The 25,465-nt window shown below is 68.7% G+C and carries 23 protein-coding genes; 12 read left to right on the forward strand and 11 right to left on the reverse strand.

Annotation, left to right across the window (positions count from 1 at the left end; all coding sequences use genetic code 11):
* Both QZ709_RS02520 and QZ709_RS02525 read left to right on the forward strand, forming a co-directional pair.
* A partial coding sequence (locus QZ709_RS02520; protein WP_294635794.1) for a Tim44-like domain-containing protein occupies positions 1–867 on the forward strand: 867 nt, incomplete at its 5' end.
* A gap of 228 nt (positions 868–1,095) precedes the next feature.
* The gene (locus QZ709_RS02525) at positions 1,096–3,228 is read left to right on the forward strand and encodes an EAL domain-containing protein (protein ID WP_294635795.1); all 2,133 of its coding nucleotides are present in this window, start codon (positions 1,096–1,098) and stop codon (positions 3,226–3,228) included.
* A 58-nt stretch (positions 3,229–3,286) separates the two neighbouring features.
* On the opposite strand, the gene QZ709_RS02530 is transcribed toward QZ709_RS02525, so the two are convergent.
* On the reverse strand, positions 3,287–3,595 hold the full coding sequence (locus QZ709_RS02530) for a high-potential iron-sulfur protein (RefSeq protein ID WP_294635796.1): 309 nt from the start codon (positions 3,593–3,595) through the stop codon (positions 3,287–3,289).
* Between the two features lie 156 nt (positions 3,596–3,751).
* On the opposite strand from QZ709_RS02530, the gene QZ709_RS02535 reads away from it, so the two are divergent.
* Positions 3,752–4,822, forward strand: a complete 1,071-nt coding sequence (locus tag QZ709_RS02535; protein ID WP_294635797.1) for a MerR family transcriptional regulator — start codon at positions 3,752–3,754, stop codon at positions 4,820–4,822.
* Positions 4,819–5,586, forward strand: coding sequence for an SDR family NAD(P)-dependent oxidoreductase (locus tag QZ709_RS02540; protein WP_294635798.1), 768 nt, complete (start codon positions 4,819–4,821; stop codon positions 5,584–5,586). Before QZ709_RS02535 ends, QZ709_RS02540 begins: the two co-directional genes overlap by 4 nt.
* A gap of 21 nt (positions 5,587–5,607) precedes the next feature.
* On the opposite strand, the gene QZ709_RS02545 is transcribed toward QZ709_RS02540, so the two are convergent.
* The 5 genes from QZ709_RS02545 to QZ709_RS02565 form a co-directional block, all read right to left on the reverse strand.
* Positions 5,608–7,476, reverse strand: a complete 1,869-nt coding sequence (locus tag QZ709_RS02545) for an ABC transporter ATP-binding protein (RefSeq protein WP_294635799.1) — start codon at positions 7,474–7,476, stop codon at positions 5,608–5,610.
* A 95-nt stretch (positions 7,477–7,571) separates the two neighbouring features.
* Positions 7,572–9,665: a TonB-dependent receptor gene (locus QZ709_RS02550; protein ID WP_294635800.1), complete on the reverse strand. Its 2,094-nt coding sequence runs from the start codon at positions 9,663–9,665 to the stop codon at positions 7,572–7,574.
* A 199-nt stretch (positions 9,666–9,864) separates the two neighbouring features.
* Entirely contained in the window at positions 9,865–10,275 is a 411-nt protein-coding gene (locus tag QZ709_RS02555) for a DUF2946 family protein (protein ID WP_294635801.1), read from the reverse strand.
* Positions 10,276–10,330: 55 nt separating this feature from the next.
* Complete coding sequence (ppk2, locus tag QZ709_RS02560) at positions 10,331–11,239, reverse strand: polyphosphate kinase 2 (protein WP_294635802.1); 909 nt, start codon at positions 11,237–11,239, stop codon at positions 10,331–10,333.
* A gap of 103 nt (positions 11,240–11,342) precedes the next feature.
* Positions 11,343–12,332 carry an HD domain-containing phosphohydrolase gene (locus tag QZ709_RS02565; RefSeq protein WP_294635803.1) on the reverse strand — a complete coding sequence of 330 codons (990 nt, stop codon included), beginning with the start codon at positions 12,330–12,332 and terminating at the stop codon, positions 11,343–11,345.
* Positions 12,333–12,530: 198 nt separating this feature from the next.
* Here QZ709_RS02565 and QZ709_RS02570 point away from each other — a divergent pair, with 198 nt between their 5' ends.
* Positions 12,531–13,400 (forward strand): acyltransferase, encoded by an 870-nt coding sequence (locus tag QZ709_RS02570; RefSeq protein ID WP_294635804.1) that lies wholly within the window; start codon positions 12,531–12,533, stop codon positions 13,398–13,400.
* On the opposite strand, the gene QZ709_RS02575 is transcribed toward QZ709_RS02570, so the two are convergent.
* Together QZ709_RS02575 and QZ709_RS02580 are read right to left on the reverse strand one after the other, a co-directional pair.
* The gene (locus QZ709_RS02575; RefSeq protein WP_294635805.1) at positions 13,380–14,120 is read right to left on the reverse strand and encodes a hypothetical protein; all 741 of its coding nucleotides are present in this window, start codon (positions 14,118–14,120) and stop codon (positions 13,380–13,382) included. The two genes, QZ709_RS02570 and QZ709_RS02575, sit on opposite strands and share 21 nt — an antisense overlap.
* Positions 14,121–14,143: 23 nt before the next feature.
* Positions 14,144–15,697 (reverse strand): malonyl-CoA synthase, encoded by a 1,554-nt coding sequence (locus QZ709_RS02580; protein WP_294635806.1) that lies wholly within the window; start codon positions 15,695–15,697, stop codon positions 14,144–14,146.
* A 113-nt stretch (positions 15,698–15,810) separates the two neighbouring features.
* Between QZ709_RS02580 and QZ709_RS02585 the strand changes: the two genes are divergently transcribed.
* Positions 15,811–17,391, forward strand: a complete 1,581-nt coding sequence (locus tag QZ709_RS02585; protein WP_294635807.1) for a serine hydrolase — start codon at positions 15,811–15,813, stop codon at positions 17,389–17,391.
* On the opposite strand, the gene QZ709_RS02590 is transcribed toward QZ709_RS02585, so the two are convergent.
* Both QZ709_RS02590 and QZ709_RS02595 read right to left on the reverse strand, forming a co-directional pair.
* Positions 17,381–19,039 carry an acyl-CoA synthetase gene (locus QZ709_RS02590; RefSeq protein WP_294635808.1) on the reverse strand — a complete coding sequence of 553 codons (1,659 nt, stop codon included), beginning with the start codon at positions 19,037–19,039 and terminating at the stop codon, positions 17,381–17,383. The two genes, QZ709_RS02585 and QZ709_RS02590, sit on opposite strands and share 11 nt — an antisense overlap.
* A gap of 135 nt (positions 19,040–19,174) precedes the next feature.
* On the reverse strand, positions 19,175–19,426 hold the full coding sequence (locus QZ709_RS02595; RefSeq protein ID WP_294635809.1) for an RNA-binding S4 domain-containing protein: 252 nt from the start codon (positions 19,424–19,426) through the stop codon (positions 19,175–19,177).
* Between the two features lie 189 nt (positions 19,427–19,615).
* On the opposite strand from QZ709_RS02595, the gene QZ709_RS02600 reads away from it, so the two are divergent.
* Both QZ709_RS02600 and QZ709_RS02605 read left to right on the forward strand, forming a co-directional pair.
* Entirely contained in the window at positions 19,616–19,903 is a 288-nt protein-coding gene (locus QZ709_RS02600) for a hypothetical protein (RefSeq protein WP_294635810.1), read from the forward strand.
* 28 nt (positions 19,904–19,931) lie between these two features.
* Positions 19,932–21,404, forward strand: a complete 1,473-nt coding sequence (locus QZ709_RS02605) for an aldehyde dehydrogenase family protein (RefSeq protein ID WP_294635811.1) — start codon at positions 19,932–19,934, stop codon at positions 21,402–21,404.
* A gap of 48 nt (positions 21,405–21,452) precedes the next feature.
* On the opposite strand, the gene QZ709_RS02610 is transcribed toward QZ709_RS02605, so the two are convergent.
* Positions 21,453–21,896, reverse strand: a complete 444-nt coding sequence (locus QZ709_RS02610) for a regulator (RefSeq protein ID WP_294635812.1) — start codon at positions 21,894–21,896, stop codon at positions 21,453–21,455.
* Positions 21,897–22,171: 275 nt separating this feature from the next.
* Here QZ709_RS02610 and QZ709_RS02615 point away from each other — a divergent pair, with 275 nt between their 5' ends.
* The 4 genes from QZ709_RS02615 to QZ709_RS02630 form a co-directional block, all read left to right on the forward strand.
* On the forward strand, positions 22,172–23,095 hold the full coding sequence (locus tag QZ709_RS02615) for a branched-chain amino acid ABC transporter permease (protein WP_294635813.1): 924 nt from the start codon (positions 22,172–22,174) through the stop codon (positions 23,093–23,095).
* A 10-nt stretch (positions 23,096–23,105) separates the two neighbouring features.
* A complete protein-coding gene (locus tag QZ709_RS02620; RefSeq protein ID WP_294635814.1) occupies positions 23,106–24,209 on the forward strand; it encodes an ABC transporter ATP-binding protein in 1,104 nt (367 codons plus the stop codon).
* Positions 24,206–24,985: an ABC transporter ATP-binding protein gene (locus QZ709_RS02625; protein ID WP_294635815.1), complete on the forward strand. Its 780-nt coding sequence runs from the start codon at positions 24,206–24,208 to the stop codon at positions 24,983–24,985. Before QZ709_RS02620 ends, QZ709_RS02625 begins: the two co-directional genes overlap by 4 nt.
* A gap of 49 nt (positions 24,986–25,034) precedes the next feature.
* Positions 25,035–25,465 (forward strand): ATP-binding cassette domain-containing protein (locus QZ709_RS02630; RefSeq protein ID WP_294635816.1); only part of this gene is annotated, 431 nt, incomplete at its 3' end.

The following is a 25,465-nucleotide window of genomic DNA, read 5'->3' on the forward strand; positions in this document are numbered from 1 at the left end:
CCGGCCGGCATGCAGCGGCAGATGCCGCCCAAGCAGCCCGCCGCCACGCCGGATCAAGCCGGCAAGCCCGCGCAGCAGCAGGGTGCCCAGCCGCAGAACGCCGCTGCGCCGCAACCCGGTGCCGCCCAGCAGGCGGCGGGGCAGGCAGGTCGACGTTCGTGGATGGGTCCGGTGGCCGGGTTGGCTGCGGGCCTGGGCATTGCCGCCCTGGCCAGCCACTTCGGTTTCGGTGAAGAACTGGCCAACTTCATGACGATGGCACTGCTGGCCGTGGTCGCCATGGTGGTCATCGGCTGGCTGGTTCGTCGCTTTGGCGGCGCGCGCAAGGCCCAGGGGCCGCAATTGGCGGGGGCCGGAGCACCATTCGGTGGTCAGAACATGGCCCGTCAGGTCGATCCGACCCGCGCTGCCGCGCCGACGTTCGCCGGCGGAGCTGCGGGCCTGGCTGCCGGTTCGGGCGCATCGGCCGCCGCGTTGTCCGCCTTGCCGGCCGACTTCGATGTGGCGGGGTTCGAGCGCATCGCCAAGATGATCTTCATCCGCATGCAGGCTGCGAACGATGCCGCCAACCTGGATGACCTGCGCAAGTTCACCACGCCCGAACTGTTCGCCTCACTGCGCCTGGATCTGCAGGACCGTGGCGCGGCCGCGCAGCAGACGGACGTCATGCAGCTGCAGGCCGAGGTGGTGGACACGGCGCGGGATGACGGTCAGCTGGTGGTGAGCGTGCGCTTCAATGGCCTGATCCGCGAGGATGTGAACGCCGGTGCCGAGCCGTTCGATGAACTGTGGCATCTGGTGCGCCCACTGGACGAAAGCCGTGAATGGGCCATTGCCGGCATCACGCCGCTGGAAACCACTCACTGAGGGGGGAGGGTGTCTGACCGACGACAACACTCGGACTGATACCCCCCTCACCCGGCCGGCGCTTACGTTACATTCGGAAGTGACGTAACTTCACACCTCGCTTGACACCGGCGAGGGCCTTCTCTGATGCGTTCGGCTGTTGGCAGCTCCGCGGCTGCGAGCGAGACCGGGTCCGGTGTCCTGGCGCCTCGGGCGCGGCCGCGGATCCTTCCGTATCGGTTGCTCCTTGTGTTGGTCAGCGTGCTGCTGGCCGTGTGGCTATGGCCCATCGGGCAGATGCTGCAGCACATCGAGGCGCTGTTTCCCGTGGCCCTGCACACGGTCACCGAGTTCGCCGCCATCGTGGTGGCGCTGCTGCTTTTCTCGGTGGCCTGGTTCGCCCGCAGCGAAGGGCAACCTGGCAACGTGGTGCTCATCGGCTGCGGATTTCTGGCCGTCGGCCTCATCGACCTGGGGCACACGCTGTCCTACAAGGGCATGCCGGTGTTCGTCACGCCGGCCGACCCGGAAAAGGCCATCCACTTCTGGCTCGCGGCCCGCTACATGGCTGCCCTGACGCTGGTGCTGGCGGCCATGCGAGAGCGGCCTCCGATCCAGAGCGCGTTCGTGCGGCATCTGATGCTGGCCGGAGCGCTGGGAGTGACCGGGCTGGTCTTCTGGATCAACCTGTTCCATCCCGAAGTCTGGCCCCGCACGTTCGTGTCGGGCCAGGGGCTGACGGGGTTCAAGATCGTGGCGGAGTACGGTCTGATCGTCCTGTCCGGCATGGCGGCGTGGTTCTACTACGAGCGCATGGCGGCAGTGCGGTCCTCAACGGCACACAGCTATGCGGCGCTGTGTGCCGCCTGCCTGATCACCATCCTGTCGGAGCTGTGCTTCACGCTGTACGCGAACGTCAACGGGGTCTTCAGCCTGTTGGGGCACCTGTACAAGATCATCGCGTACGCCTACATCTTCCGTGCCATCTTCGTGACCTCGGTGCGCGATCCGTACCGTCGCCTGCGGGTCGAAGTTCAGGAGCGCCGTGAAGCCGAGCGTCGGGTCGAGTTCCTGGCTTACCACGACATTCTCACCCAGCTGCCCAACCGAGCCCTCGCACGGGACCGCCTGCTGCAGGCCATCGCCGACGCGCGCCGTCATCAGACCCTGGTGGCCCTCGTTTTCATCGACCTGGACAACTTCAAGACAATCAACGATTCGCTGGGTCACGCCCGTGGGGACGCGCTGCTGCAGGCCGTGGCCGGCAAGCTGACCGCCAACGTCCGCGAGGCCGACACGGTGTCCCGTCAGGGCGGCGACGAGTTCCTGCTCATCCTCAAGGACCTGCCCGACATCGAGGCGGCGGGGGTGATCGTCGGCAAGCTGCTGGAGGCGCTGAGCGAGCCCATGGACGTGGATGGCGTGTGTCTGTCCACCTCGGCGTCGGCCGGGGTCGCGGTCTGGCCCAGTGACGGCCATGACTTCGATTCGTTGCTGCGCAGCGCGGACACGGCGATGTACCGGGCCAAGGAGGAGGGGCGCAACGCCTACCGCTTCTTCGACGAGAACATGAACCGGGAGTCGATGGAGCGACTCACCCTTCGCCAGGGGTTGCGGACGGCCCTGGAGGCACAGCAGTTTGCACTGCATTACCAGCCGCAGATCGACTTGATGTCGGGCCGGGTGGTGGGGGTGGAGGCATTGTTGCGCTGGGTTCACCCCGAATGGGGCGTCGTGCCGCCCAACCGCTTCGTGCCTGTGGCCGAAGAAAGCGGCCTCATCGTTCCGATCGGCAACTGGGTGATCCAGGAAGCGTGCCGCCAGGCCGTCGCCTGGGATCGGGCGGGGCTGCCCCCGCTGGCGATGGCCGTGAACCTCTCGGCCCTGCAGTTCAAGCGGGGCGATCTGGAGTCGGTGCTGGCCGATGCACTGAACCAGGCGGGGCTGCCAGCCGAACGACTCGAACTCGAGCTGACCGAGTCGTCGCTGGTGGACGAGCCCCAGCTGGTCCGAGCGCGGCTGCTGTCCTTGCACGAGATGGGGGTGAAACTGGCTGTCGACGACTTCGGCACCGGCTACTCGAGCCTGTCCTATCTGAAGCGTTTCCCGGTTGATCGCCTCAAGATCGACCGCAGTTTCGTCAGCGAGCTGGTGAGCGACCCTGACGACGAAGCCATCGTGCGGGCCATCATCCAGCTTGCTGCCAGCCTGGGACTGAAGACCGTCGCCGAAGGCGTGGAAAACGAGTCGACCCGGATCCGGCTGCAGCAGCTGGGTTGCGACGAGGCGCAGGGCTATCTGTTCGGCCGGCCGATGCCGGCGGACGCCATGCCGGCCTGGCTGGCCGACTGGATGGCGCGAGGCGACGTCTCCGCACCATGAAAAAGGCCGCGCAGGGGCGCGGCCAGGCTGTGTCGGCAGGGCGCAGGCCCTGGCTGGGTCACGCCTTCTTGGCGTAGCCCGAGCACCAGCCCTTGCCGTTCACCTGCTTGCCGCCCAGCAGCGGGCAACCGGCCCATGCGTCGGTCGGCTTGCCCTGGTAGAACTGGCAGTTTGCACAGGCGGCACCGGCCTTGTAGGTGGGGTACTTCTTGGCATCGACCTTGGATGCGTCGTGCTTGTAGCCGAGTCCGACGGCGGCCGGGTCTTTTTCATCGACGTGGTCTGCTGCCCGGGCAGCGGTGGCGGTCACGGCCAGCGTGGCAGCAGCCGGCACGATGGTGAACATGAATTGACGACGGGTGGTCATGCGATTGACTCCAGGGTGGGGTGGTGAAGTGGTTTGACCTCAGTTTGTCTTATGTTTATCGGGTCGTTTGAGAGCTTATGACGCTTTGTTGGCGCGTCAAAGGCGATCCATGTTGTCAAAATGAGGTCATCTGAAACGCAGCAACAGGACATCCGCATGAGCGACGACCTTCACTGGCAGGACGACGCGGCCGTGCCTCGCTACCGCAGCAGCGCGGCCGCCCGAATGGTGAACATCCCGGTGGCCACCTTGCGCGTGTGGGAGCGCAGGTACCGCGTGGTGGGGCCCAGCCAGGCGCCGTCCGGCCATCGACTGTATTCAAGTCAGGACGTGCGCCGTTTGGTGCTGATCAAGCAATTGGTGGATCAGGGCAACGGCATCGGCATGCTGGCACGCCTGGACACCGCGCGGCTGCAGGCCATGGTCGATGAGGTCGCCGGAGTGGCCGCCACCTTGTCCGCCTCGCCCCTGGCAGACCGTCAGCCCGACGCGCTGCGGGTCCTGCTGCTGGGCAGCGGGTTCACGCCGCGTCATGTCCAGGCCTTGCAGGGCGTGCCGGGCGCGCGCATCGTGGCGCACCTGGGGGATGGCGCCGACACCGAACTTGCCGCACGCGGTCTGCAGGCCGATGCCGTGCTGGTGGAGGTCGGTGCCTTGCACATGGACACGGCACAGCGCCTGTGGCGGCTGGCCCGGGTGGTCGGAGCGCGACACCAGATCGTGGTGTACGGCTTTGCCAATACCCAGGTGTTGGAGTCGCTGCGCGTCCGCTCGGCGGTGCTGCGGCGTGCACCCCTGACGCCCGATGAATGGGCGGGTCTGCTGGCCGACGAGTCGCGCAGCTGGCAGAGCCTGGCTGCCGTGGCCCCGGCGGTTGCGCAATTGGCCCCGCCGCCGCGCTTCGACGCCGATGCCCTGGACGCCCTGACCCAGGCCATGCCGCGCGTGGCATGCGAGTGCCCGCAGCACCTGGCTCAGCTGATCACCCTGCTTGGGCAGTTCGAGACTTACAGCGCCGACTGCGAAAGCCGTCAGCCTGCGGACGTGGCCCTGCATGCCTACCTGTTCCGCGTGGCGGGGCAGGCGCGCGCCCTGATGGAGGAGGCCCTGGTGACCGTGGCCCGCGCCGAAGGGGTGTCCTTGCCGGTCCGCGCCAGTGCGGTCGCTTCGGGCGATGTGCTCTCTGCCGAGTCGGGCTCGCCGGCGCGTGAGCCGGTCGTGTCATGAGCGTGACCTGGTCAGCGTGGGGGCAAGGCCTGGCGGTCGTGGTCGGTGCCACGGGTGGGATCGGCCGGGCCCTGCATGGCCGGCTCGTGCACGAGTGGGCGGGCGGGCTCGGCCAGCAGGGCGATGCCGTCCGGCCGGATGACGGCAGCGCCGTGATCGCCCTCAGCCGCCACAGCACGCCGGCCCTGGACGTGCTCGACGAAGCCAGCGTGCAGGCTGCCGCGGCCCATGTGGCGGAGCGCGCCGGCATGCTGCAGCAGCCGGTCCGGCTGGTGGTCGATGCCACCGGGTTCTTGCATGGCGAGGGCATGCAGCCTGAAAAATCGTGGCGGCAGCTGGATGCGCGTCACATGGCGCATGCCTTTGCCGTCAACGCCATCGGGCCCGCGCTGTTGATGAAGCATTTCCTGCCGCTGCTACCGCGCGAGGGCGGTAGTGTGTTCGCCACCCTGTCGGCCAAGGTCGGCAGCATCGGGGACAACCGGCTGGGCGGGTGGTACAGCTACCGCGCATCGAAAGCGGCGTTGAACCAGCTGGTGCGCACGGCTTCGGTCGAGTTGGCGCGCGGCCGGCCGCAGGCGGTGTGCGTGGCGCTTCACCCGGGCACGGTGGAAACCGGTCTGTCGGCCTCGTTCGCGAAGACGGGGCTGACTGTGCACACCCCCGAACAGGCCGCGCAGAACCTGTGTGCGGTTCTGCGCGGGCTGACGCCGGCCGACAACGGCGGCTTTCTGGACTGGCAGGGGCAGCCCTTGCCCTGGTGAGCGGTGTTGCCGGGGCGGCGCTCAGGTTCCGGTGGCCGGTTCGGTCTGGCTGTCGCCGTCCTCGATGTCTTCGCCGAGGAAACCGCCGCTCTGGTGCGCCCACAGCCGCGCATACAGACCCCCCTGGGCCAGCAGCGTCGCATGGTCGCCTTCTTCGACGATGCGGCCCTGGTCGAGCACGATCAATCGGTCCATGGCCGCGATCGTCGACAGCCGGTGGGCGATGGCCACCACCGTCTTGCCCTCCATCAGGCGGTACAGGCTGGCCTGGATGGCGGCCTCGACCTCGGAATCGAGCGCGCTGGTCGCTTCATCGAGCAGCAGGATGGGCGCGTCCTTCAGCATCACGCGGGCGATGGCAATGCGCTGGCGCTGCCCGCCCGAGAGCTTCACGCCACGTTCGCCCACGTGGGCGTCGTAGCCCGTGCGGCCGGCCGGGTCGCTGAGGGTGGCGATGAAGTCGTGGGCCTCGGCCTTGTGCGCGGCGCGGACCATGTCGTCGTCGGTGGCGTCCGGGCGGCCATAGAGGATGTTCTCGCGCACCGAGCGGTGCAGCAGCGAGGTGTCCTGCGTGACCATGCCGATGTGCTCGCGCAGGCTGTCCTGCGTCACGTGGGCGATGTCCTGGCCATCGATCAGGATGCGGCCGTGCTCGACGTCGTAGAAGCGCAGCAGCAGGTTGACGATGGTGGACTTGCCTGCGCCCGAGCGGCCGACCAGGCCGATCTTCTCGCCGGGGCGGATGTGCAGGTTCAGATGGTCGATCACCTTGCGGTCGCCGCCGTAGTGGAAGCCGACCTGCTCGAAGCGGATGTCGCCAGCGGCCACGGTCAGCGGCCGGGCGTCCGGTGCGTCGACCACGGTGGGCGCACGCGCGAGCGTGTTGATGCCGTCCTGGATGGTGCCGATGTGCTCGAACAGGCTGGCCATCTCCCACATCATCCAGTGCGAGATGCCGTTGAGCCGCAGCGCCATGGCGGTGGCCGCCGCCACCGCGCCGATGCCGACCTGCCCCTGCGTCCACAGCCACAGGGCGAGCCCGGAGGTCGACAGGATGAGCAGCATGCTCAGCGAGTGGTTCACCACCTCGAAGCCGCTGACCAGGCGCATCTGGCCGTGCACGGTCTTCATGAACTCCTGCATGGCCGAGCGGGCGTACGAGGCCTCGCGCTGCCCGTGCGAGAACAGCTTGACGGTGGCGATGTTGGTGTACGCGTCGGTGATGCGGCCGGTCATCAGCGAACGGGCATCGGCCTGGGCACGCGCCACGCGGCTCAGGCGCGGCACGAAGTACCACACGGCCAGGCCATAGAGCGTGAACCAGCCGAGGAAGGGCAGCAGCAGCCAGGCGTCGAAGCCGCCGACCACTGCGGTCATGGTCAGAAAGTACACCATCGTGAAGACGAGGATGTCGCCGACGACGAAGCAGCAGTCGCGCACGGCCAGCGCCGTCTGCATGACCTTGGTGGCCACGCGGCCGGCGAATTCGTCCTGGTAGAAGGCCATGCTCTGGCCGAGCATGTGGCGGTGAAACTGCCAGCGCAGCTTCATCGGGAAGTTGCCGGCCAGCGTCTGGTGCTTGAGCAGCGTCTGCAGCCACACCGCCAGCGGGCTGGCGATCAGGATGGCCGCCAGCAGCAAGAGCTTGCCACGGGATTCGGACCACAGCTCGGCGGGCGGCGTGGCACTCAGCCAGTCGACGATGCTGCCCAGCATGTTGAAGAGCAGGGCCTCGAACGCGGCAATGGCGGCGGTCAGCAGCGTCATGCCGAGCAGCCAGGGGCGCATGCCGGCCGTGGCGGCCCAGATGAAGGCAAGAAAGCCCCGGGGCGGGGCTTTGGGTGGGGCGTCGGGGTAGGGGTGGACGAGGTTCTCGAACCAGCTCAGCACAGAAGGGCTCCGCGTCAGCGTCAAACCCGAGAGCCTACCGCGTCTCGCCGCTTGTGACGATGACGGGGGCATGCGCCCCCGCACCCGGGTCGGGCTCAGAAGCGCCAGGTCAGTCCCAGGTCGATCGAGCGACCGGGGCCCTGCAGCGGGCTCAGCGTGGTGGCGCTGGTCATCTTGAACTCGGCCAGGTTCACGCCACCCTGCGGCAGCGCATAGGCCCGGTCGAACAGGTTGCGCACGGTGAGCAGCAGGGTCAGGTCGGGCGTGGCCTGGTAGGCTGTGCCGAGGTTGAACAGCGTGTAGCCGGGCGTCACGTCCTCGTCGCGCCGCGCGTCCACATGGCGCTTGCGGTCCACGGCTTGCATCTGCACGAAGTTGCGCCACGGGCCCAACCGGTGTTCCAGCGCCAACGCCAGGTTCAACGGCATCATGCGGTAGAGCGCGCCGCCGTCGGTGCGGTGGCCGCGCGTCCAGTCCAGCTTGCCCTGCCAGGTCCACTGGCCCCAGTCGGCGCTGCGCCACGCCAGCCAGCTGCCGCTCAGGTTGGCACCGAACAGCCGCGCATCGTGGTTGGCGAACCGCAGCAGGTTGCGCGTCTCGGTGGTGCGCCGGTAGGGGTTGAAGCTGCCGATGGGATCGGCGTCGATGTAGTCCTTGACGTAGCTGGCGTAAGGCGTGAGCTGCAGCGACCAGCTGTCGCGGGCTGCGTCGTGCCAGTCCACCGTGGCGCTCACGGTGTGCGCCACCTCGGGCCGCAGGGCGATGTCGCCCACATAGCCGTTGCCATCGCCGAACCAGCCGATCATCGTCATGGCCATGCTGCCGCGGCCCCACGAGTAGCGCTCGTAGAGGTTGGGCGAGCGGGTCTTGCGGGCCAGGCCCAGTTCGACCGACTGCTGCGCCGAGGTGGCCTTGCGCAGCAGCAGCGAGGCGTCGACGTTGTCGTCACGGCGTGTGCGGTCGGCCGCGTTGAAGGCTGCTGCGGCCGCGTTGTCGGGGGCGCACATCATCCCGCAGCCATAGCCCTGCACGGGGCCAGCGCTGGTGCGCACGGCCTCGTAGCGCAGGCCGCCGATGCCGCTCCAGCCATCGGTCAGCGGGCCTTCCCATTCCCCGTACAAGGCCACGCGATCACGGCGGCCGTTCTGGATGTTCACGTAGGTCTGCGGCGACATCATCATCGAGCCCGGCACCGGTGGCCACCAGTCGTCCAGCGTCTGCTGGTTGAGTTCGTGCCCGAAGCGCAGCGTGCCGTCCCACGCGGCGCGCTCGGCCTTGAGGCTGTAGCCGGTGTCGCGGCCCTCGGTGTTCATGGGCATGGACCCGGTGCGCTCGCTGCTCGGAAAGCCCATCGCGTGGCGCGTGTTCTGCGCGTACAGCCGTGCTTCCAGTCGGCCCCAGTCGAAGGCGCCCTCATAGCCCAGCCGCGCCGCGTTGGCGTGGTTGTGCGTCATGTCCATGTACTGGTTCGGAAAGCCCTGGTAGGGCACCATCTGGTCGGTCAGGCTGAAGGTCCAGAGGTCGCCGCCGCGCTGGGCCGCGAGGTTCAGGCGGTGGTGGGTCTGCTTGTAGAGCGTGTCGCGCACCACCCGGCCATGGCCATCTCGGTAGCTCTGGGCCTCGACGGTGCTGCCGCTGTAGTCCAGGCGCACGGTGTCCGAGGCCACACCGAAGCGCACGGCACCCGACCACGCCCGATCCACGCTGCGGGTGGCGAGGCTCAACTGGCCGTCCGTGCGCAGCGTGTCCGCCTCGGTCGCGAAGACGGGCTTGGTTGTGCGCAGGGCGAGGGTGCCACCGATGTTGTCGCCGCCGGCGCTGACCGGGCTCACGCCGGCATGCACGGTCAAGCTCTGGACGGCCGTGGGCTCGACATAGGAGAGCGGGGCGTTCATGTGGTTGGCGCAGGCCGACGCCAGGTCGATGTCGTCGACGAGAACCTTGATGCGGTCATCGGCCAGACCCCGCAGCGCCGGCAGGCCGGATACGCCCCCTGCGGACCAGACGCTGAAGCCCGGCAGGCTGCTCAGCCACGTGGCCGGGTCGGACTGGGTGACCGGGGAAGACAGCGGTGCGCTCAGGCGCCGGGCGGAGACGGTGATGGCCGACAGCGTGTCGGGCTCGGCAGCGTGGCTGCCCAGCAGGGTGAAGGCGGCGCTGGCGGCGCAGGTCAGGCGATGCAGTTTCATGGTTGTGCTTGACGTGGATGGCGATGGCCGCACGCTCCGCATGGCTGCGCTTGCACAGGACCGTGCAGGCTATGCAAGGGAGCGCGGGGGGCGCGTGACGGCAGCCCGGCGGTGGTGACCGGCCCGGGCGGACGGATTCAAACGGAGGGAAGCAGCACGCCGGCACGCATCGGCATGGGCCGATGCGGTCGGTCAGCGATCAGGCGTGCGAGGCAGGCGGCGCCTGCGCGGGCCGATGGGCCCAGGCGACTGCCTGGTAGGGCAGGGCGAGCACCGTCCAGCGGCGCAGCACCGCTGGCGCGGGGCGGTGGTCCCGCACGGCCGCCAGGGCAGGTGGCGGGGCGAGGTGTTGTTGGAGCAGGCAGTAGGGGCAGTCGGCGTGTGCGCCTGCCCCCGGTGCCGGGTCCGGGGCGTCGTCGCTTGCCATGGCGGCATCGGACACCAGCACCAGGCGGGATGTGCCCGCCGTGGTACAGACCGACGCCCACACCCGCCCCTGGCTGGCAAGCCAGGCCGACACGGCCGGAGCCAGCGCGGCGAAGATCAGGGCCGCCAGGACGGCACCGCGCAGGAAGGGGGTGCGTACCGTGGCACGCGGGCGAACGAACATGCGCGGATGCTAGCGCAATGAACCCGGTCGGACGGGGCTCGGCGGCTGACGAGGATCAATAGATCTCGGGCACGTACATCGAGGCGGGCACCGGGTTGCGCAAGTAGTCGGGCCGACGCTCGCGCGGCGGCAGGTGCACCGGTTCGTGTTCGACCTCGTGGTAGTCGAACTGCTGGAGCAGATGGTGGATGAGGTTGAGGCGCGCCCGTTTCTTGTCCACGGCCTGCACCACCCACCACGGCGCCTCGGCGATGTGGGTGCGCTCCAGCATCACCTCCTTGGCCCGGGTGTAGTCCTCCCAGCGACGGCGGCTTTCCAGGTCCATCGGGCTGAGCTTCCACTGTTTCAACGGGTCGTGGATGCGGGCCAGGAAGCGGGCACTCTGCTCTTCGTCCGAGATGGAGAACCAGTACTTGATGACGCGGATGCCGCTGCGCACCAGCATCTTCTCGAACTCGGGCACGGAGCGGAAGAACTCCTCGTACTCGTCGTCCGAGCAGAAGCCCATCACCCGCTCGACGCCGGCTCGGTTGTACCAGCTGCGGTCGAACAGCACCATTTCACCCGCGGCCGGCAGGTGGGCCACATAGCGCTGGAAATACCACTGGGTCTTTTCGCGGTCATTGGGGGCGGGCAGGGCGGCCACGCGGCACACCCGCGGGTTCAGGCGCTGGGTGATGCGCTTGATGGCGCCGCCCTTGCCGGCCGCATCCCGCCCTTCGAACAGCACCACGATGCGCTGGCCGGTGTGCACCACCCAGTCCTGCAGCTTGACCAGCTCGCCCTGCAGGCGGAACAGCTCCCTGAAGTAGACACGGCGGGCCTCCCGGGCCTCCGCCGTCTGATCGCCCGGGCCGTCCAGGATCCGGTCATCGACCTCCATCTCCAGTTCCTCGTCATAGCTGTCGATGACGTCTTCCTGAAGGCGGCGGAGCATGTCGGGATCGAGAGGGGCGGAGGGCATGGCAAGCACGAGATGACAGCAACACCCCACTGTGCGCCGGATTCATGACAGCGCGGTGAATGTCCCTGCGAAGCTGCGGGGTCAGCGCGGCGTCAGTGCCGGGTCAGCGCAGGCCCAGCAGCACGTCCGGCGGGAAGGTGTCGGCCCCGTGGCGGTCCACCGCGGCGCCCAGCACGCGATGCGGGCCCTGGCGCGCGGTGCCCGAGCACAGGGGCCGGGGCAGGGGGCTGGTCAGCGCGTCGGTGACCACGGCCACCACCGGTGCCGCCGCGTCCGACGTGCGGTACAGCACCACCGCCCGCTCACCCGAGGCCAGGTCCACCAGGCTCCCCGGCGGGTACAGCCCCACTTCCCGGATCAGGGTGGCGCCGAAGTAGCCCGCGCTGCGTTGCCGGAAGATCTCGGCGGCGGCCTGGGGGCCGGGCAGATGGCCGCGGCTGGCGCGCGGGCTGAGCTTGGCGCTGAACACGTCGCAGGTGTGGATCGCGTCGGCCAGCGGGTGCACGGTTTGCAGCCCCAGCGGGTAGCCGCGGCCGTCCGATTGCTCGTGGTGCTCGCTCACGGCATCCAGCCAGTCGGTGTCTGTCACGCCCAGCTGCGACAGCAGTTGCCGCGAGGCGACCGGGTGCTGTTCGATGGCCAGCCGCTGCGCCTCGGTCAACGGGGTGGTCTGCCGGGCCAGGGTGTTCTGCAGGGCCATGATCGACAGGTTCATGGTCAGGGCGGCCTTCACGCCCAGCGCGGTACGGCCATCTCCCCAATCCTTGCGGCGCCCGATCAGCGCGACCAGCATGGCGGTGTGCACGGCATGCCGGACGCTGTAGCGGTCCAGTGCCCGTTCCGCGCCATGCACCATGTGGAAGAGGGCGACATCCGGGTCCTCGCGGGTCAGGGCCACCAGTTGGGCCGCGTGCGGGTGCAGGGCGTCGGCCAGGTTCACGGCGTGGTCTGCGGGGGCCATCAACAAGGGACCGAGCGCCTGACACAGGGCTTCCCAGGCATGCCATTGCTGCACGGGCAGGTTGGGCGGCTGGGTGCCCCCCTCGGCCTGGTTCACGAAAGACGCAAGCGAAAACGACGGCGTGGCAGGCATGGCAGGCGCGTGGCATGGCGGCAGAAGGCCACCTCATGGGCGATGACCATAAGTCAGCGCAAGGCGCTTGCACAGAGGAGAAACGCAGCTTCCTGCCGCAGGCGTGATGCACGCCACGGCAGCGGGGGGCACGGTGTCCGGACAGCCGGGTGCACATCTGTGCACATAATCGCGGGCTGAACCTACGAAACGCGATCCATGTCCCTTCTTGCTCCGATCAAGGCCACGTTTGCCGGCCTGGTGCTCGCCGTCAACACGGTGGTCGGCTTCTCGCTGATGATGCCGCTGGCCCTTTTGAAACTCGTTCTGCCGTTCCGGGTCGTGCGCAGCGTCACGGACGTGCTGCTCAACGCGATCGCCGAGAACTGGATCAGCGTCAACAACGGCTGGATGTCGCTGGTGGGCCGCACGCGCTGGCGCATCAGCGGCCTGGACGGCTTCAAGCCCAAGGGCTGGTACCTGGTCAGCAGCAACCACCAGAGCTGGGTCGACATCCTGGTGCTGCAGAAGGTGTTCAACCGCCGCATTCCGCTGCTGAAGTTCTTCATCAAGCACGAGTTGATCTACGTGCCGCTGATCGGCCTGGCCTGGTGGGCGCTGGACTTCCCCTTCATGCGCCGCAAGGGCGGCTCATCGGCCCGCAAGGACCTCGAGGCGGCCCGCAAGGCCTGCGAGAAGTTCCGCGTCGTGCCCACCTCGGTGATCTCGTTCCTGGAAGGCACACGCTACACGAAGGCCAAGCACGACCAGCAGAAGTCGCCTTACCGCCACCTGCTCAAGCCCAAGACCGGCGGCATCGCGATGGCGCTGGAAACGCTGGGTGACAAGCTCGAGACCCTGGTGGACGTCACCATCGACTACCCCGATGGCGTGCCCACCTTCACCGACCTCATGGCCGGCCGCGTGCACAACGTGACCGTGACCATCCGCCAGGTTCACATCCCGGAAGACCTGCACGCCGCGGAAGACGGCACCGACGCCCAGTACCGCCAGCGCCTGCAGGCCTGGATCAACGGGCTGTGGGACGCCAAGGACGCCGAACTCTCGTCACTGCGCGCGGGCCGCTGAGGCCGCGCTGGCGGCCGAGGCTGCCACGGCCGCCTTCAGGGGCTGGCGCAGGCGGGTTTCGAACTCGGCCGGTGCCACGTACTGCAGCAACTCCTTGCCTTGCGTGTCCAGCACCAGGTCCAGCCCCCGTGCCGGATACAGGTGGTGGACCATGTGGTCGTTGCGGCGCACCTGTTCGGCGGCGGCACCGAAGCGCTGCTGCACCGCCGCTTCGTCCAGGTTGGCGGCGGGGATGAAGCCCAGGGCCGCGATCGGGGCGGCCAGCGCCTGCGGCAGGTCGGCCGGCGCCAACTGGTACTTGCGCGTCGTGCTTTCCATGAACTCGGCTTTCAGCGCCCGCTCGCGCAGGCCGCGGATGGCCTCGGGCGCCATGCGGGCCGTGATCACCAGCTTGCCGTTGATGAAACCGGCCGGTGCCGGGTCCACATAGGCCTCCAGCGTGCCGTCCTCGCCCGGCGCGGCAATCACGGCGATCTGCATGGTGTCGCCCCAGCGCTGGCGTGCGTCGCCCAATGTGCTGCCGCCGGGCTGCCCGGCGGGCATCAGCGTCAGCCCGAACACGCGGCTGCCGCCCCCGGGCAGCGCGTCGACTTGCCAGGGCAGGCCCGAGGCCTCCCCCACCGGGGCCGACGCGTCACCGCGCTGCCCGAAGTAGACGATGAGGGCGCTCAGGCCCAGGGCGGCGGCCACCATGGCCAGCACGATCTTGAACTGTTTCATGCTCGGATCTTGGGGAGGTCGTCTCACGCGTCGGGCGCGACAAAGAGGTGGCCGTGTGCCTGGCGCAGCAGGTTCTTCTGCACCTTGCCCATGGCGTTGCGGGGGAGTTCATCGACCACCAGCACCCGCTTGGGCACCTTGAAGTTGGCGATGCTGGCCTTGAGCGTGGTGAGGATGGTGGCCTCGTCCGGCACGCCGTGGGCCTGCGCCACGATGACGGCCACCACGCCCTCGCCGAAGTCCGGATGCGGCACGCCGATCACGGCGGACTCCACCACGCCCTGCAGCCGGTCGATGTGGCTTTCCACTTCGGCCGGGTACACGTTGAAGCCGCCGGTGATGATGAGGTCCTTGGCCCGGCCCACCAGATGCACGTAGCCGTGTTCGTCGATGCGGCCGACGTCGCCGGTGCGGAACCAGCCGTCGGCGGTGAAGGCCTCGGCCGTCTTGTCCGGCATGCCCAGGTAGCCGATGAAGACGTTGGGGCCGCACACCTCGACGTGGCCGGTCTCGCCCTGGGGCAGGGGTTGGCCCGTGTCGTCGGTGATGCGCACGCCCACGCCGGGCAGCGGCCGCCCCACCGAGCCCGGAATCCGTGCCCCTTCACGGGCCCGACACGGGTTCGAGCACAGCATGCCGGTTTCGCTCATGCCATAGCGCTCGAGGATGGTGTGGCCCGTGCGCTCGGCAAACGCGCTGAAGGCGGCCGGCAGCAACGGCGCCGAACCGCTGACGAACAGCCGCATGCCGGCGGTCGCCTCGGCGTTCAGGCCCTCGTGGCCCAGCAGGCGGCCGTACATCGTGGGCACGCCCATGAACACCGTGGCGCGTGGTTCGGCGGGCGCCGTGATCTGGTCGAGCACGGCCGCCGGAGAGAAGGTGTTGAGCCAGCGCATCGGCGTGCCCGACAGCAGCGCGCAGTGGCAGGCCACGAACAGACCGTGGATGTGGAAGATGGGCAGGGCATGCACCAGGCAGTCGTCATGGCGCCAGTCCCAGTGCCGCAGCAGGGTGCGGGCGTTGCTCAGCAGGTTGCCGTGCGTCAGCATGGCCCCCTTGCTGCGGCCGGTGGTGCCCGAGGTGTAGAGGATGGCTGCCAGATCGCCTGGCTGGCGTGCAGCGTGCTCGTGCGCGTCGCCGTACAGGCTGGCGTGGCTGAGCAGGCTGCCTGAGCGGTCGCTGCCCAGCGTGAACAGGTGCTCCACCTGTGCATGGCCGGCCAGCGGGATCACCCATTCCTGGTCTTCCGGGCGGCACACCAGCACGGCAGGCTGGGCATCCAGCAGGAAGTACTCGAGTTCGGCTGCGCGGTAAGCCGGGTTCAGCGGCAGGTATACGCAGCCGGCGCGCAGCGTGGCCAGGTACAGCAGCAGCGACTCGACCGACTTGTCCACGTGGGCAGCCACGACCGGCGGGCGCCCGTCGATGCCGTGCAGTTGCAGGCTCTCCAGCAGGTTCGCCAGCATGGCGCTGGCGCGGTCCAGATCGGCCCAGGTGTAGGTCCCGGCGTCGGTGAGGATGGCGGGCGCGTCCAGCGTGGCGGGCCAGGCGGCGCGCAGGGCAGTGAACAGGTTCATGGGCAGTCCGGCCCGGTTCGATCGGGCCCCAGAAGCGGCAAACGCGATACGGTAACGCATCGATCGGGCATCCGGACGCGCCAGCGTGCCGGGCAGGCTACAGTCTGGACCCCATGCTGTCGTTCCGCCTTGATTTCGATCTTCCTGAGGCCCTTTGCCGTCCGAGCCGAGGGCGGGTGCGCGATGCGCGGACGGAGAGGCGCCGCCGCGCGCTGCCTGCGGTGCTGGCCGCGCTCGTGTTGTGGACAGCCAGCAGCGGTGCGCGGGCCGGCCTGCTGGACGACATCCCCGTGGGCCTCGGCTATGCCGCCTGGGACCTGTGCACCCGTGTGCTGGCCGCAGGCGACGACGAGGCCCGCGTGCGCACCCGCTACACCGAGCCCAAGGTGCACCCGCTGGCCTGGCTGTGGCGCGTGCGTTGGGGCACGGACGAGGTCGAGGTGCGCACCTGGCTGCCGGTGCCGAGCTGGCGGCGCCTGGCCGTACACCGCCCGGGCCTGGGGTGCACGCTGGTCACGCCGGGCCAGACGCGGGCTGCGTGGGCCACCTCGCAAACTGCGCTGTCCTCGCGACCTGCGGGTGCGGCCGGTGCCGCATCGGTCAACGGCGCGCCCGCAGACGGGCGGACCCCGGCGCCGTCCGGCTCGCTGCCGTGGCCCCGTGGCGAGGGTCCGGCGAACCTGACCACCATCGCCCACACTGCCTTGCCCGCTGAGCTCGAGCGGGCCAGCGCTGCGCTGTTTGCCGAGACCACCGACCAGCCCCGTGCGCGCCAGAACACCCAGGCTGTGCTGGTGCTGTACCGCGGTCAGCTGGTGTACGAGCGCTATGCGCCGGGCTACGACGCCCGCAGTATGCTGACGGGCTGGTCGATGACCAAGTCGCTCACGGCGCTGTGGGCGGGCGCCCTGCAAGGGCGCGGCGTGCTGCAGCTGGACGAGCCCCTGGGCCTGCCGGCCTGGCGCGGCACCGACAAGGCGGCCATCACGTGGCGGCATGCGCTGAATCTGGCGCCCGGGCTCGCCTGGGATGAGGGGCACTCGGGGTTCAGCGCGGTCTCGGACATGATGTTCTCGCACGGCGACCACGCTGCCTATGCCGCGGCCATGCCGCTGGAGGCCGCACCCGGCACCCGGTTCAACTATTCCACCGGCACCTCGGCCCTGATCGGCGCGGGCATCCGTCACAAGCTGGGCGGCAACCCGCAGCGCACGGTCGACAGCCTGTGGCAGGACCTGCTGACCCCGCTGGGCATCCGCGACGGGTTTGTCGAGCTGGACGCCACGGGCACGCCGGCCACCGGGGCGCGGGGCGTGTTCCGGGCCCGCGACTGGCTGCGCCTGGGCGAGCTGGTGCGCCTGGAGGGCCAGTGGCAGGGACGGTCGGTGGTGCCGGCCGCGTTCGTGCGCTTCATGCGGGCCCCGTCGCCCGCCCACCCGGGCTATGGGGCCGGGCTGCGGCTGTACGACACCGCGCTGATGCCGGCGGCCACCCCGCGGGATGTGGCCTACTTCACCGGCCTCATGGGCCAGTACATGGTGATCCTGCCCGGCGAGCAGCTGGTGCTGCTGCGCATGGGCGTGTCGCTCGACAAGGAAGAGACGCGGCGGCGCGTGTTCGAGGCCGCGCTGGCCCTGGCGCGCGCGGCCAACGAGCCCCGCGCGCCGGTGCTCGCGCAGGGCCTCACACGTTGATGGCGGTGGCCGAACCGGCCTGCTTGCGCAGCTCGAACTTCTGGATCTTGCCGGTCGAGGTCTTGGGCAGTTCGCCGAACACCACGGCGCGCGGCGCCTTGAAGTGCGCCAGATGGGCGCGGCAGTGCTGGATGATCTCCTCGGCCGTCACCTGGGCGCCAGGCTTGAGCTCGATGAAGGCGCAGGGCGTCTCGCCCCACTTCTCGTCGGGCTTGGCCACCACCGCCGCGGCCATCACGGCCGGATGGCGGTACAGCACGTCTTCCACCTCGATCGACGAGATGTTCTCGCCGCCCGAGATGATGATGTCCTTGCTGCGGTCCTTGATCTTCACGTAGCCATCGGGGTACATCACCGCGAGATCACCGGTGTGGAACCACCCGCCGGCAAAGGCCTCCTGCGTGGCCTTCGGGTTCTTCAGGTAACCCTTCATCGTGATGTTGCCGCGGAACATGATCTCGCCCATGGTTTCGCCATCGGCGGGCACGGGCTGCATGGTCATCGGGTCCATCACGCTGATGCCGCGCTGCAGGTGATAGGCCACGCCCTGGCGGGCATTCAGGCGGGCACGCTCGCCCACGGGCAGCTCGTTCCAGGCGTCGTGCTTCACGCACACGGCGGCCGGGCCGTAGATTTCGGTCAGGCCGTACACGTGGGTCAGGTCGATGCCGAGCTGCTCCATGCCTTCGATCATCGCGGCCGGGGGCGCGGCACCGGCCACCATGGCCTTCACGCCCTGGCCCTGGCGCAGGTTCAGGCCTTCCTTCAACTCGGCCGGGGCGTTGACCAGCGCCGCGTGCACGATGGGTGCGCCGCAGTAGTGGGTGACGCCGTGCTGGCGGAAGGCGTCGAAGATGGCCTTCGGATCGACCCGGCGCAGGCACACGTTCACGCCTGCGCGCGCGGCCACGGTCCACGGGAAACACCAGCCATTGCAGTGGAACATCGGCAGCGTCCACAGATAGACCGGGTGCTTGGGCATGTCCCACTCGAGGATGTTGGACACGGCGTTCGTGGCCGCGCCGCGGTGGTGGTAGACCACGCCTTTGGGGTTGCCCGTCGTGCCCGAGGTGTAGTTCAGCGCGATGGCGTTCCACTCGTCGGTCGGCATCTCCCAGGCGTAGTCCGGCTGGCCTTCCGCCAGAAGCTGTTCATACGTGAGCGTGCCGATGCGCTCCACCTTGCCGGTGTAGAGCGTGTCTTCCACGTCCACCACCAGCACGGGCTCGGCGCGGGTGCGCAGCGCCAGGGCCTGTGCCACCACGCCAGAGAACTCCGGGTCCACGATGATGGCCTTGGCCTCGCCATGGTCCAGCATGAAGGCCAGGGCTTCGGCGTCCAGCCGGGTGTTCAGCGTGTTCAGCACCGCGCCGGCCATGGGGATGCCGAAGTGCGCTTCCACCATCGGCGGCGTGTTGGGCAGCATCACCGCCACCGTGTCGCCCGTGCCGATGCCGTGCTGGCGCAACGCGCTGGCCAGGCGGCGGCAGCGGGTGTAGGTCTGGCCCCAGCTCTGGCGCAGCGCGCCGTGCACGATGGCCAGGCGGTCGGGGTAGACCAGGGCCGTGCGTTCGATGAACGACAGCGGCGACATCGGCACGTGGTTGGCCGGGTTGCGGGGCAGGTCCTGCTCGTAGATGTTGGGCATGGCGGCGTCTCCTGATGGGTTTCCGCCATCCTGCCTCAGTGGTCTTTTCGGCGCTCCGGGATTCCCCCTGTGTCAACCTGTGACACACGGGCGCCGCTCGCTGTCGCAGAGCGTGACGGCTGTGCCGGATCGGTGTCAGTCGCCCAGGCCGCCGCTGTCCTCTTCAGGGACAACCCGGATGCGCGCCCCGTGCACGCTCACCACCTGGCCAGCGCGGATCTTGGCGGTCTTTCGCAGTTCGTCCTGGCCGTCGACCTTCACCAGGCCCTCGGCCACCATGGTCTTGGCCCGGCCGCCGCTGTCGGCCAGCCCGCAGGCCTTGAGCAGGCTGTCCAGGGTGATGAACTCGCCGCGCAGAGGGAAGGTGATCTGTTGCAAGGGGGGCATGGGGCTCGAGACAGGCTTGGGGGCAGGGAAGATCCGGAGTCAGGCGTCGTGCGGGCGTCCCCCGCGCGGGTGCGGTTCGCGGCACAATACGCGCTGATTGTGATTTCGCGTGTTTTCACATTGGCGCTGCCAGGGTGACGCGCGGTGTCCATTGTCGCGCGGTGTGTTCCCCTGCAGTACAGTCCGCCCATGAAAAAGACCGACCTTGAAAAGAACAAGGGCCTGAAGATCATGGGTCAGATGCGCCAGGCGGGCTCCCCGAGCCGCTTTGGTGCCGCCGCCCAGGCCGTGCCCGACCGCCGCGAACAACGCAAGCTTGACCAGGCTGCCGGCCTGGTGCCATTTGCGGTGAAGCTGCCCGAAGCCCTGGTTGCGCGTCTGCGCGAGCGGGCCGAGGCGGAGCACCGCACCCTCCCCGAGCTGACCGCGGCCCTCCTCGACGCGGCGCTCTCTGCCCCACCGGCCGACCCGGATTGACGTCGGCCCGACCTGACGGAGCCCTGCGATGAACCGACCCATGATGCACATCGTCGATCCCGCCACCGGCGAATCCGACCCCGAGCAGATCCGTCAGGTCTTTGAATCCCAGCAGGCCACGGCGCTGGCCTGGCGCCAGTCGACCGTGGCCGAGCGCATCGCCCGTCTCAAGCGCCTGCGCGAGGCCATGCTGGCGCGCCGCGAGGACTTCTACGCTGCCTTCGCCAAGGACTACCGCAAGCCCATCGTCGAGGTCGAAGGCACCGAGTTCATGCCGGTGCTCGACGAGATCCGCCACGCCATCGCCCACCTGAAGAAGTGGGCCCAGCCGCGGCGTGTGTGGCCCACGGTCACCACGGCCTTCACCAGCGCCTGGATCGAGTACCAGCCGCGGGGCCGCTGCCTGATCATCGCACCCTGGAACTTCCCGCTGAACCTGTGCTTCGGCCCGCTGGTGTCGGCGCTGGCGGCGGGCAACACGGCCATCCTCAAGCCCTCCGAGATGACGCCGGCCGTGAGCGCCGTCATGGCCGAGGTGATTGCCAGCGTGTTCCAGCCGCATGAAGTGGCCCTGTTCGAGGGCGCGCTGGCCACGTCACAGACGCTGCTGGCGCTGCCGTTCGACCACATCTTCTTCACGGGGTCGCCCGCCGTGGGCAAGGTGGTGATGGCGGCGGCCGCCAAGCACCTGACCAGCGTGACGCTGGAGCTGGGCGGCAAGTCGCCCGTCATCGTCGATGAGACGGCCGATGTGAAGGCCTCGGCCGAGACGCTGCTGTGGGGCAAGTTCACCAACTGCGGTCAGATCTGCGTGGCGCCCGACCACGTCTTCGTGCACGCCTCGGTGAAGGAAGAGTTTGTCGAGGCCTGCCGCCAGGTGGTGGCGCAGCGCTTCGGGCGCACGCCCGAGGCCGTGCGCCACAGCCCCGATCTGACGCGCGTCATCAACCAGCGGCACACCCAGCGCATCGCCAGCCTGCTGTCCGACGCCCAGACCAAGGGCGCCCGCGTGCTGGTGGGGGGCGAGGTCGACGTCAGCACCTGCTACATCGCCCCGACGCTGATCGACCAGGTGCCGGAATCGGCCGAGATCATGCAGGAAGAGATCTTCGGCCCCGTGCTGCCGCTGATCACCTACACCGACCTCGACCAGGTGGTGCACACCATCAACGCCCAGCCCAAGCCGCTGGCGCTCTACATTTTCAGCCAGGACAAGCGCCGCACCCGCGAGCTGATCGAGCGCACCAGCTCCGGCGGTGTGGCCATCAACCACTGCGTGCTGCACTACGCCCATGGCAACCTGCCGTTCGGCGGCGTGAACAACTCGGGCATCGGCAATGCGCACGGCGAGTTCGGCTTCAAGGCCTTCTCGCACGAGCGGGCCGTGCTCAAGTCCGGCCCCATCATGATGGCCAAGCTCTTCTTCCCGCCCTACACCGGCTTCAAGCAGAAGCTGGTGCGCTGGACGGTCGACAGCCTGCGCCTGCCCTCGCTGTTCTGATCCCAGCGTCGAGCGGGCGGCCACCCGACCAGTGCCGCCTTCCGCGCGTCAGGCCACGGCCAGGCGCGCGTCCTCGATCGCCATCAGCATCTCGAAAGTGACCTCGGCCAGCACGTTTTCATGGTTATCGAGGATCTCGTACAGCAGCTCGCCCGGCTGCGGTCGCATGCTGAACAGGACGATTGCGTCCGTCGCGCCGCCGCCTTCCCGGTGCGGCTCGCGGCTGGCGGGGCTCACGGTGTAAGAGCCGGTGGGTCGGCGCTCGCGCAGGCGACCGTCCGATTCGTAGATGCAGTGCTCGCCCTTCACCACGAAGGTGTGGTTGAGCGCCAGATGCCGATGCAGGACGATCTGCTTGCCGGCCTCGAAGCGAAAGAGGATGTCGGCGATGCGTTGCTGGCGATCAAGGTGCTGGATCGCGAACGTGAAGTGCGGGAACTCGCCAAAGGGCTGCCAGTCGATGGTGTCCGGGTCGAAATGCGCGTGGGCCATGAAGGGGTCTCCTCTCAAGTGGGGTGTGGATGCCCTGAAGGGCCAGGCCATTGCAGCGCGATGCCCCGGCCCCCACCAGGGCAAGCCGCCCGGCGGGAGGCAGGCGATTTGCCCGGTGTGCACCGGCCATCTCCCTGTCACCCCAGGGTAGTTCTGTACGGTCGGCCGGATGCCGCGCCACACAGCTATCCGATAATCCGAACACCCAAGCCCGCTTCGCCCCCGGGCTCCCTGCGTCTGGGAAGCTGGCGGGCTTCTTGCTATTGCTCCGACCCGTGGACATCTTCATTCAACAACTGATCAACGGCCTGGTGCTGGGCAGCATGTATGCGCTCGTCGCCCTGGGCTACACGATGGTGTACGGCATCATCAACCTCATCAACTTCGCCCACGGCGAGGTGCTCATGGTGGGGGCCCTGGTGAGCTGGACAGTGGTGACTGCGCTGGGCGACAGCGGGCTGCCGGGGTGGGCCTTGCTCAGCCTGTCTCTGCTGGTTGCCATGGGGGCCTGCATGCTGCTCAACATGGCGATCGAAAAGCTCGCCTACCGGCCGCTGCGCAACGCCCCGCGTCTCGCGCCGCTGATCACCGCCATGGGCATGTCGCTGCTGCTGCAGACCCTGGCGATGATCATCTGGAAGCCGGACTACAAGCCGTATCCCATCCTCCTGAACGATGAACCCTACGAGGTGTTCGGGGCCACGATCAACCTGGTTCAGATCCTGATCCTGGCTGTGACCGCGGTGACGCTGGCCGGCCTGATGGCCCTGATCCACGGCACCAAGCTCGGCCGCGCCATGCGCGCCACCGCCGAGAACCCACGCGTGGCGCAGCTGATGGGCGTGCAGCCCGATCGCGTCATCAGCGCGACCTTCGCCATCGGTGCCGGGCTGGCCGCGCTCGCCGGGGTGATGTGGGCGGCCAACTACGGCTCGGTGCAGCACACCATGGGCTTTCTGCCCGGCCTGAAGGCCTTCACGGCGGCGGTGTTCGGCGGCATCGGCAACCTGGGTGGCGCCATGGTCGGGGGTGTCCTGCTGGGCATCATCGAATCCATGGGGGCCGGCTACATCGGCGACCTGACCGGCGGCGTGCTGGGCAGCAACTACCAGGACATCTTCGCTTTCACGGTGCTCATCCTCGTGCTCACGCTGCGGCCGCAGGGCCTGCTGGGTGAACGTGTTGCCGACCGCCCCTGAGGACATCGCCATGAACAAGAACCGACTGCTGCCCTTCGTGGGCGCCGCCGTGGCGCTGGCCGTGCTGCCCCTGCTGTTGCAGGGCGTGGGCGAGGCCTGGGTCCGCATCCTCGACACCGCGCTGCTCTACATCCTGCTGGCGCTGGGCCTGAACATCGTGGTGGGCTTTGCCGGCCTGCTGGACCTGGGCTACATCGCGTTCTACGCGGTCGGCGCCTACCTGTTCGCGCTGCTGGCGTCGCCGCACCTGGCTGAAAACCTGCCGGCCGTGGCCGCGCTGTTCCCCACCGGTCTGCACACACCGATCTGGCTCGCCATCCCCTTGGGCGCAGGCCTGGCCGCGCTGGCTGGCGTGCTGCTGGGCGCGCCCACCCTGAAACTGCGTGGCGACTACCTGGCCATCGTCACCCTGGGCTTCGGCGAGATCATCCGCGTGTTCATGAACAACCTGGACGCGCCGGTCAACATCACCAACGGCCCCAAGGGCATCAACAGCATCGAGCCCTTCCGCATCGGCCCCATCAACCTGGGCGAGCACTGGCACATCGGCGACTTCACGCTGCCGCCGGTCACGCTGCACTACTACCTGTTCCTGGGCATCGTGGTGCTGGCCGTGATCATCTGCACCCGCCTGCATGACTCCCGGCTGGGCCGCGCCTGGATGGCCATCCGCGAAGACGAGGTGGCGGCCAAGGCCATGGGTCTGAACACCCGCAACCTCAAGCTGCTGGCCTTCGGGCTGGGCGCGTCCTTCGGCGGCGTGTCCGGCGTGCTGTTCGCCAGCTTCCAGGGCTTTGTCTCGCCCGAGTCCTTCAGCCTGCAGGAATCGATCATGGTCGTTGCCATGGTGGTGCTGGGTGGCCTGGGCCACATCCCCGGGGTGATCCTGGGCGCCTTCCTGCTGGCCGCGCTGCCCGAGGTGCTGCGCCATGTGGCCGGCCCGCTGCAGGCCATGACGGGCGGCCGCCTGGATGCCGCCATCCTGCGGCAGCTGCTGGTGGCCCTGGCCATGATCGGCATCATGCTGGCCCGTCCGCGTGGCCTGTGGCCCGCCCCGGCCCACGAAGACCGACTGATTCCCGATGAGGACGCCTTGAAGGAGGGCCAGGCATGAGCGGCCGTCTGCTGTTGAACGTCGAAGGCGTTTCCAAGCGCTTCGGGGGCGTGCAGGCCCTCAATGGGGTCGGCCTGAGCATTCCCGCCGGCCAGGTGCATGGTCTGATCGGGCCGAACGGCGCCGGCAAGACCACCTTCTTCAACATGATCACCGGGCTGATCCCCTCGGACACCGGCCGATTCGAGCTGGACGGCAAGCCGTACAAGCCGACGGCCGTGCACGAGGTCGCCCGCGCCGGCATCGCCCGCACCTTCCAGAACATCCGCCTGTTTGCCGACATGTCCGCGCTGGACAACGTCCGCGTGGGGCGTCATGTGCGGACCAAGGTGAGCTGGTGGCATGCCGTTTTCCGCTCCAAGTCCTTTGTGGCCGAAGAAGCGGCCATCACCCGCGATGCGCTGGCCCTGCTGGCTTTCGTCGGGCTGGAACGCAAGGCCTACCAGACCGCCCGCACGCTGAGCTACGGCGACCAGCGCCGGCTGGAGATCGCCCGCGCGCTGGCGACCGAGCCCAAGCTGCTGGCGCTGGACGAACCGGCCGCCGGCATGAACGCGACCGAGAAGGTGCAGCTGCGCGAACTGATCGAGAAGATCCGTGCGCAAGGCCGTGCGGTGCTGCTGATCGAACACGACGTCAAGCTCGTCATGGGCCTGTGCGACCACGTGACCGTGCTGGACCAGGGCAAGCTGATTGCCTCCGGCTCGCCGGCCGAGGTGCAGCGTGATCCCGCGGTGATTGCCGCCTATCTGGGCGAGTCCCACCAGCCAGCCTGAGGCCGCCATGTCGACTGTTGTGTCCGTCACCACTTCCGTGAGCGTCTCGATGACGACCACCACCCAGCCGCTGCTTGCCGTGCGCGACCTGCAGGTCGCCTATGGCGGCATCCAGGCCGTCAAGGGCCTGAACATGGAGTTGTACGAGGGCGAACTGGTCAGCCTGATCGGTGCCAACGGCGCCGGCAAGACCACCACGCTCAAGGCCATCTGCGGCCTGCTGCAGCCTCGCTCGGGCGACATCCTGTACCAGGGCCGCAGCCTGAAGGGGCAGGGCGCGTGGAACCTGCCCGCCCAGGGGCTGGTGATGGTGCCCGAAGGCCGCGGCATCTTCACCCGCATGACGATCGACGAGAACCTGCGCATGGGCACCTACCTGCGCAGCGACGACGAGATCGAAGCCGACATCGAGCGGATCTACACCCGCTTTCCGCGGCTGAAGGAGCGCATGAAGCAGCTGGCCGGCACCTTGTCGGGGGG

Source organism: uncultured Aquabacterium sp. (assembly GCF_913773725.1).
Lineage (GTDB): Bacteria > Pseudomonadota > Gammaproteobacteria > Burkholderiales > Burkholderiaceae_C > Aquabacterium.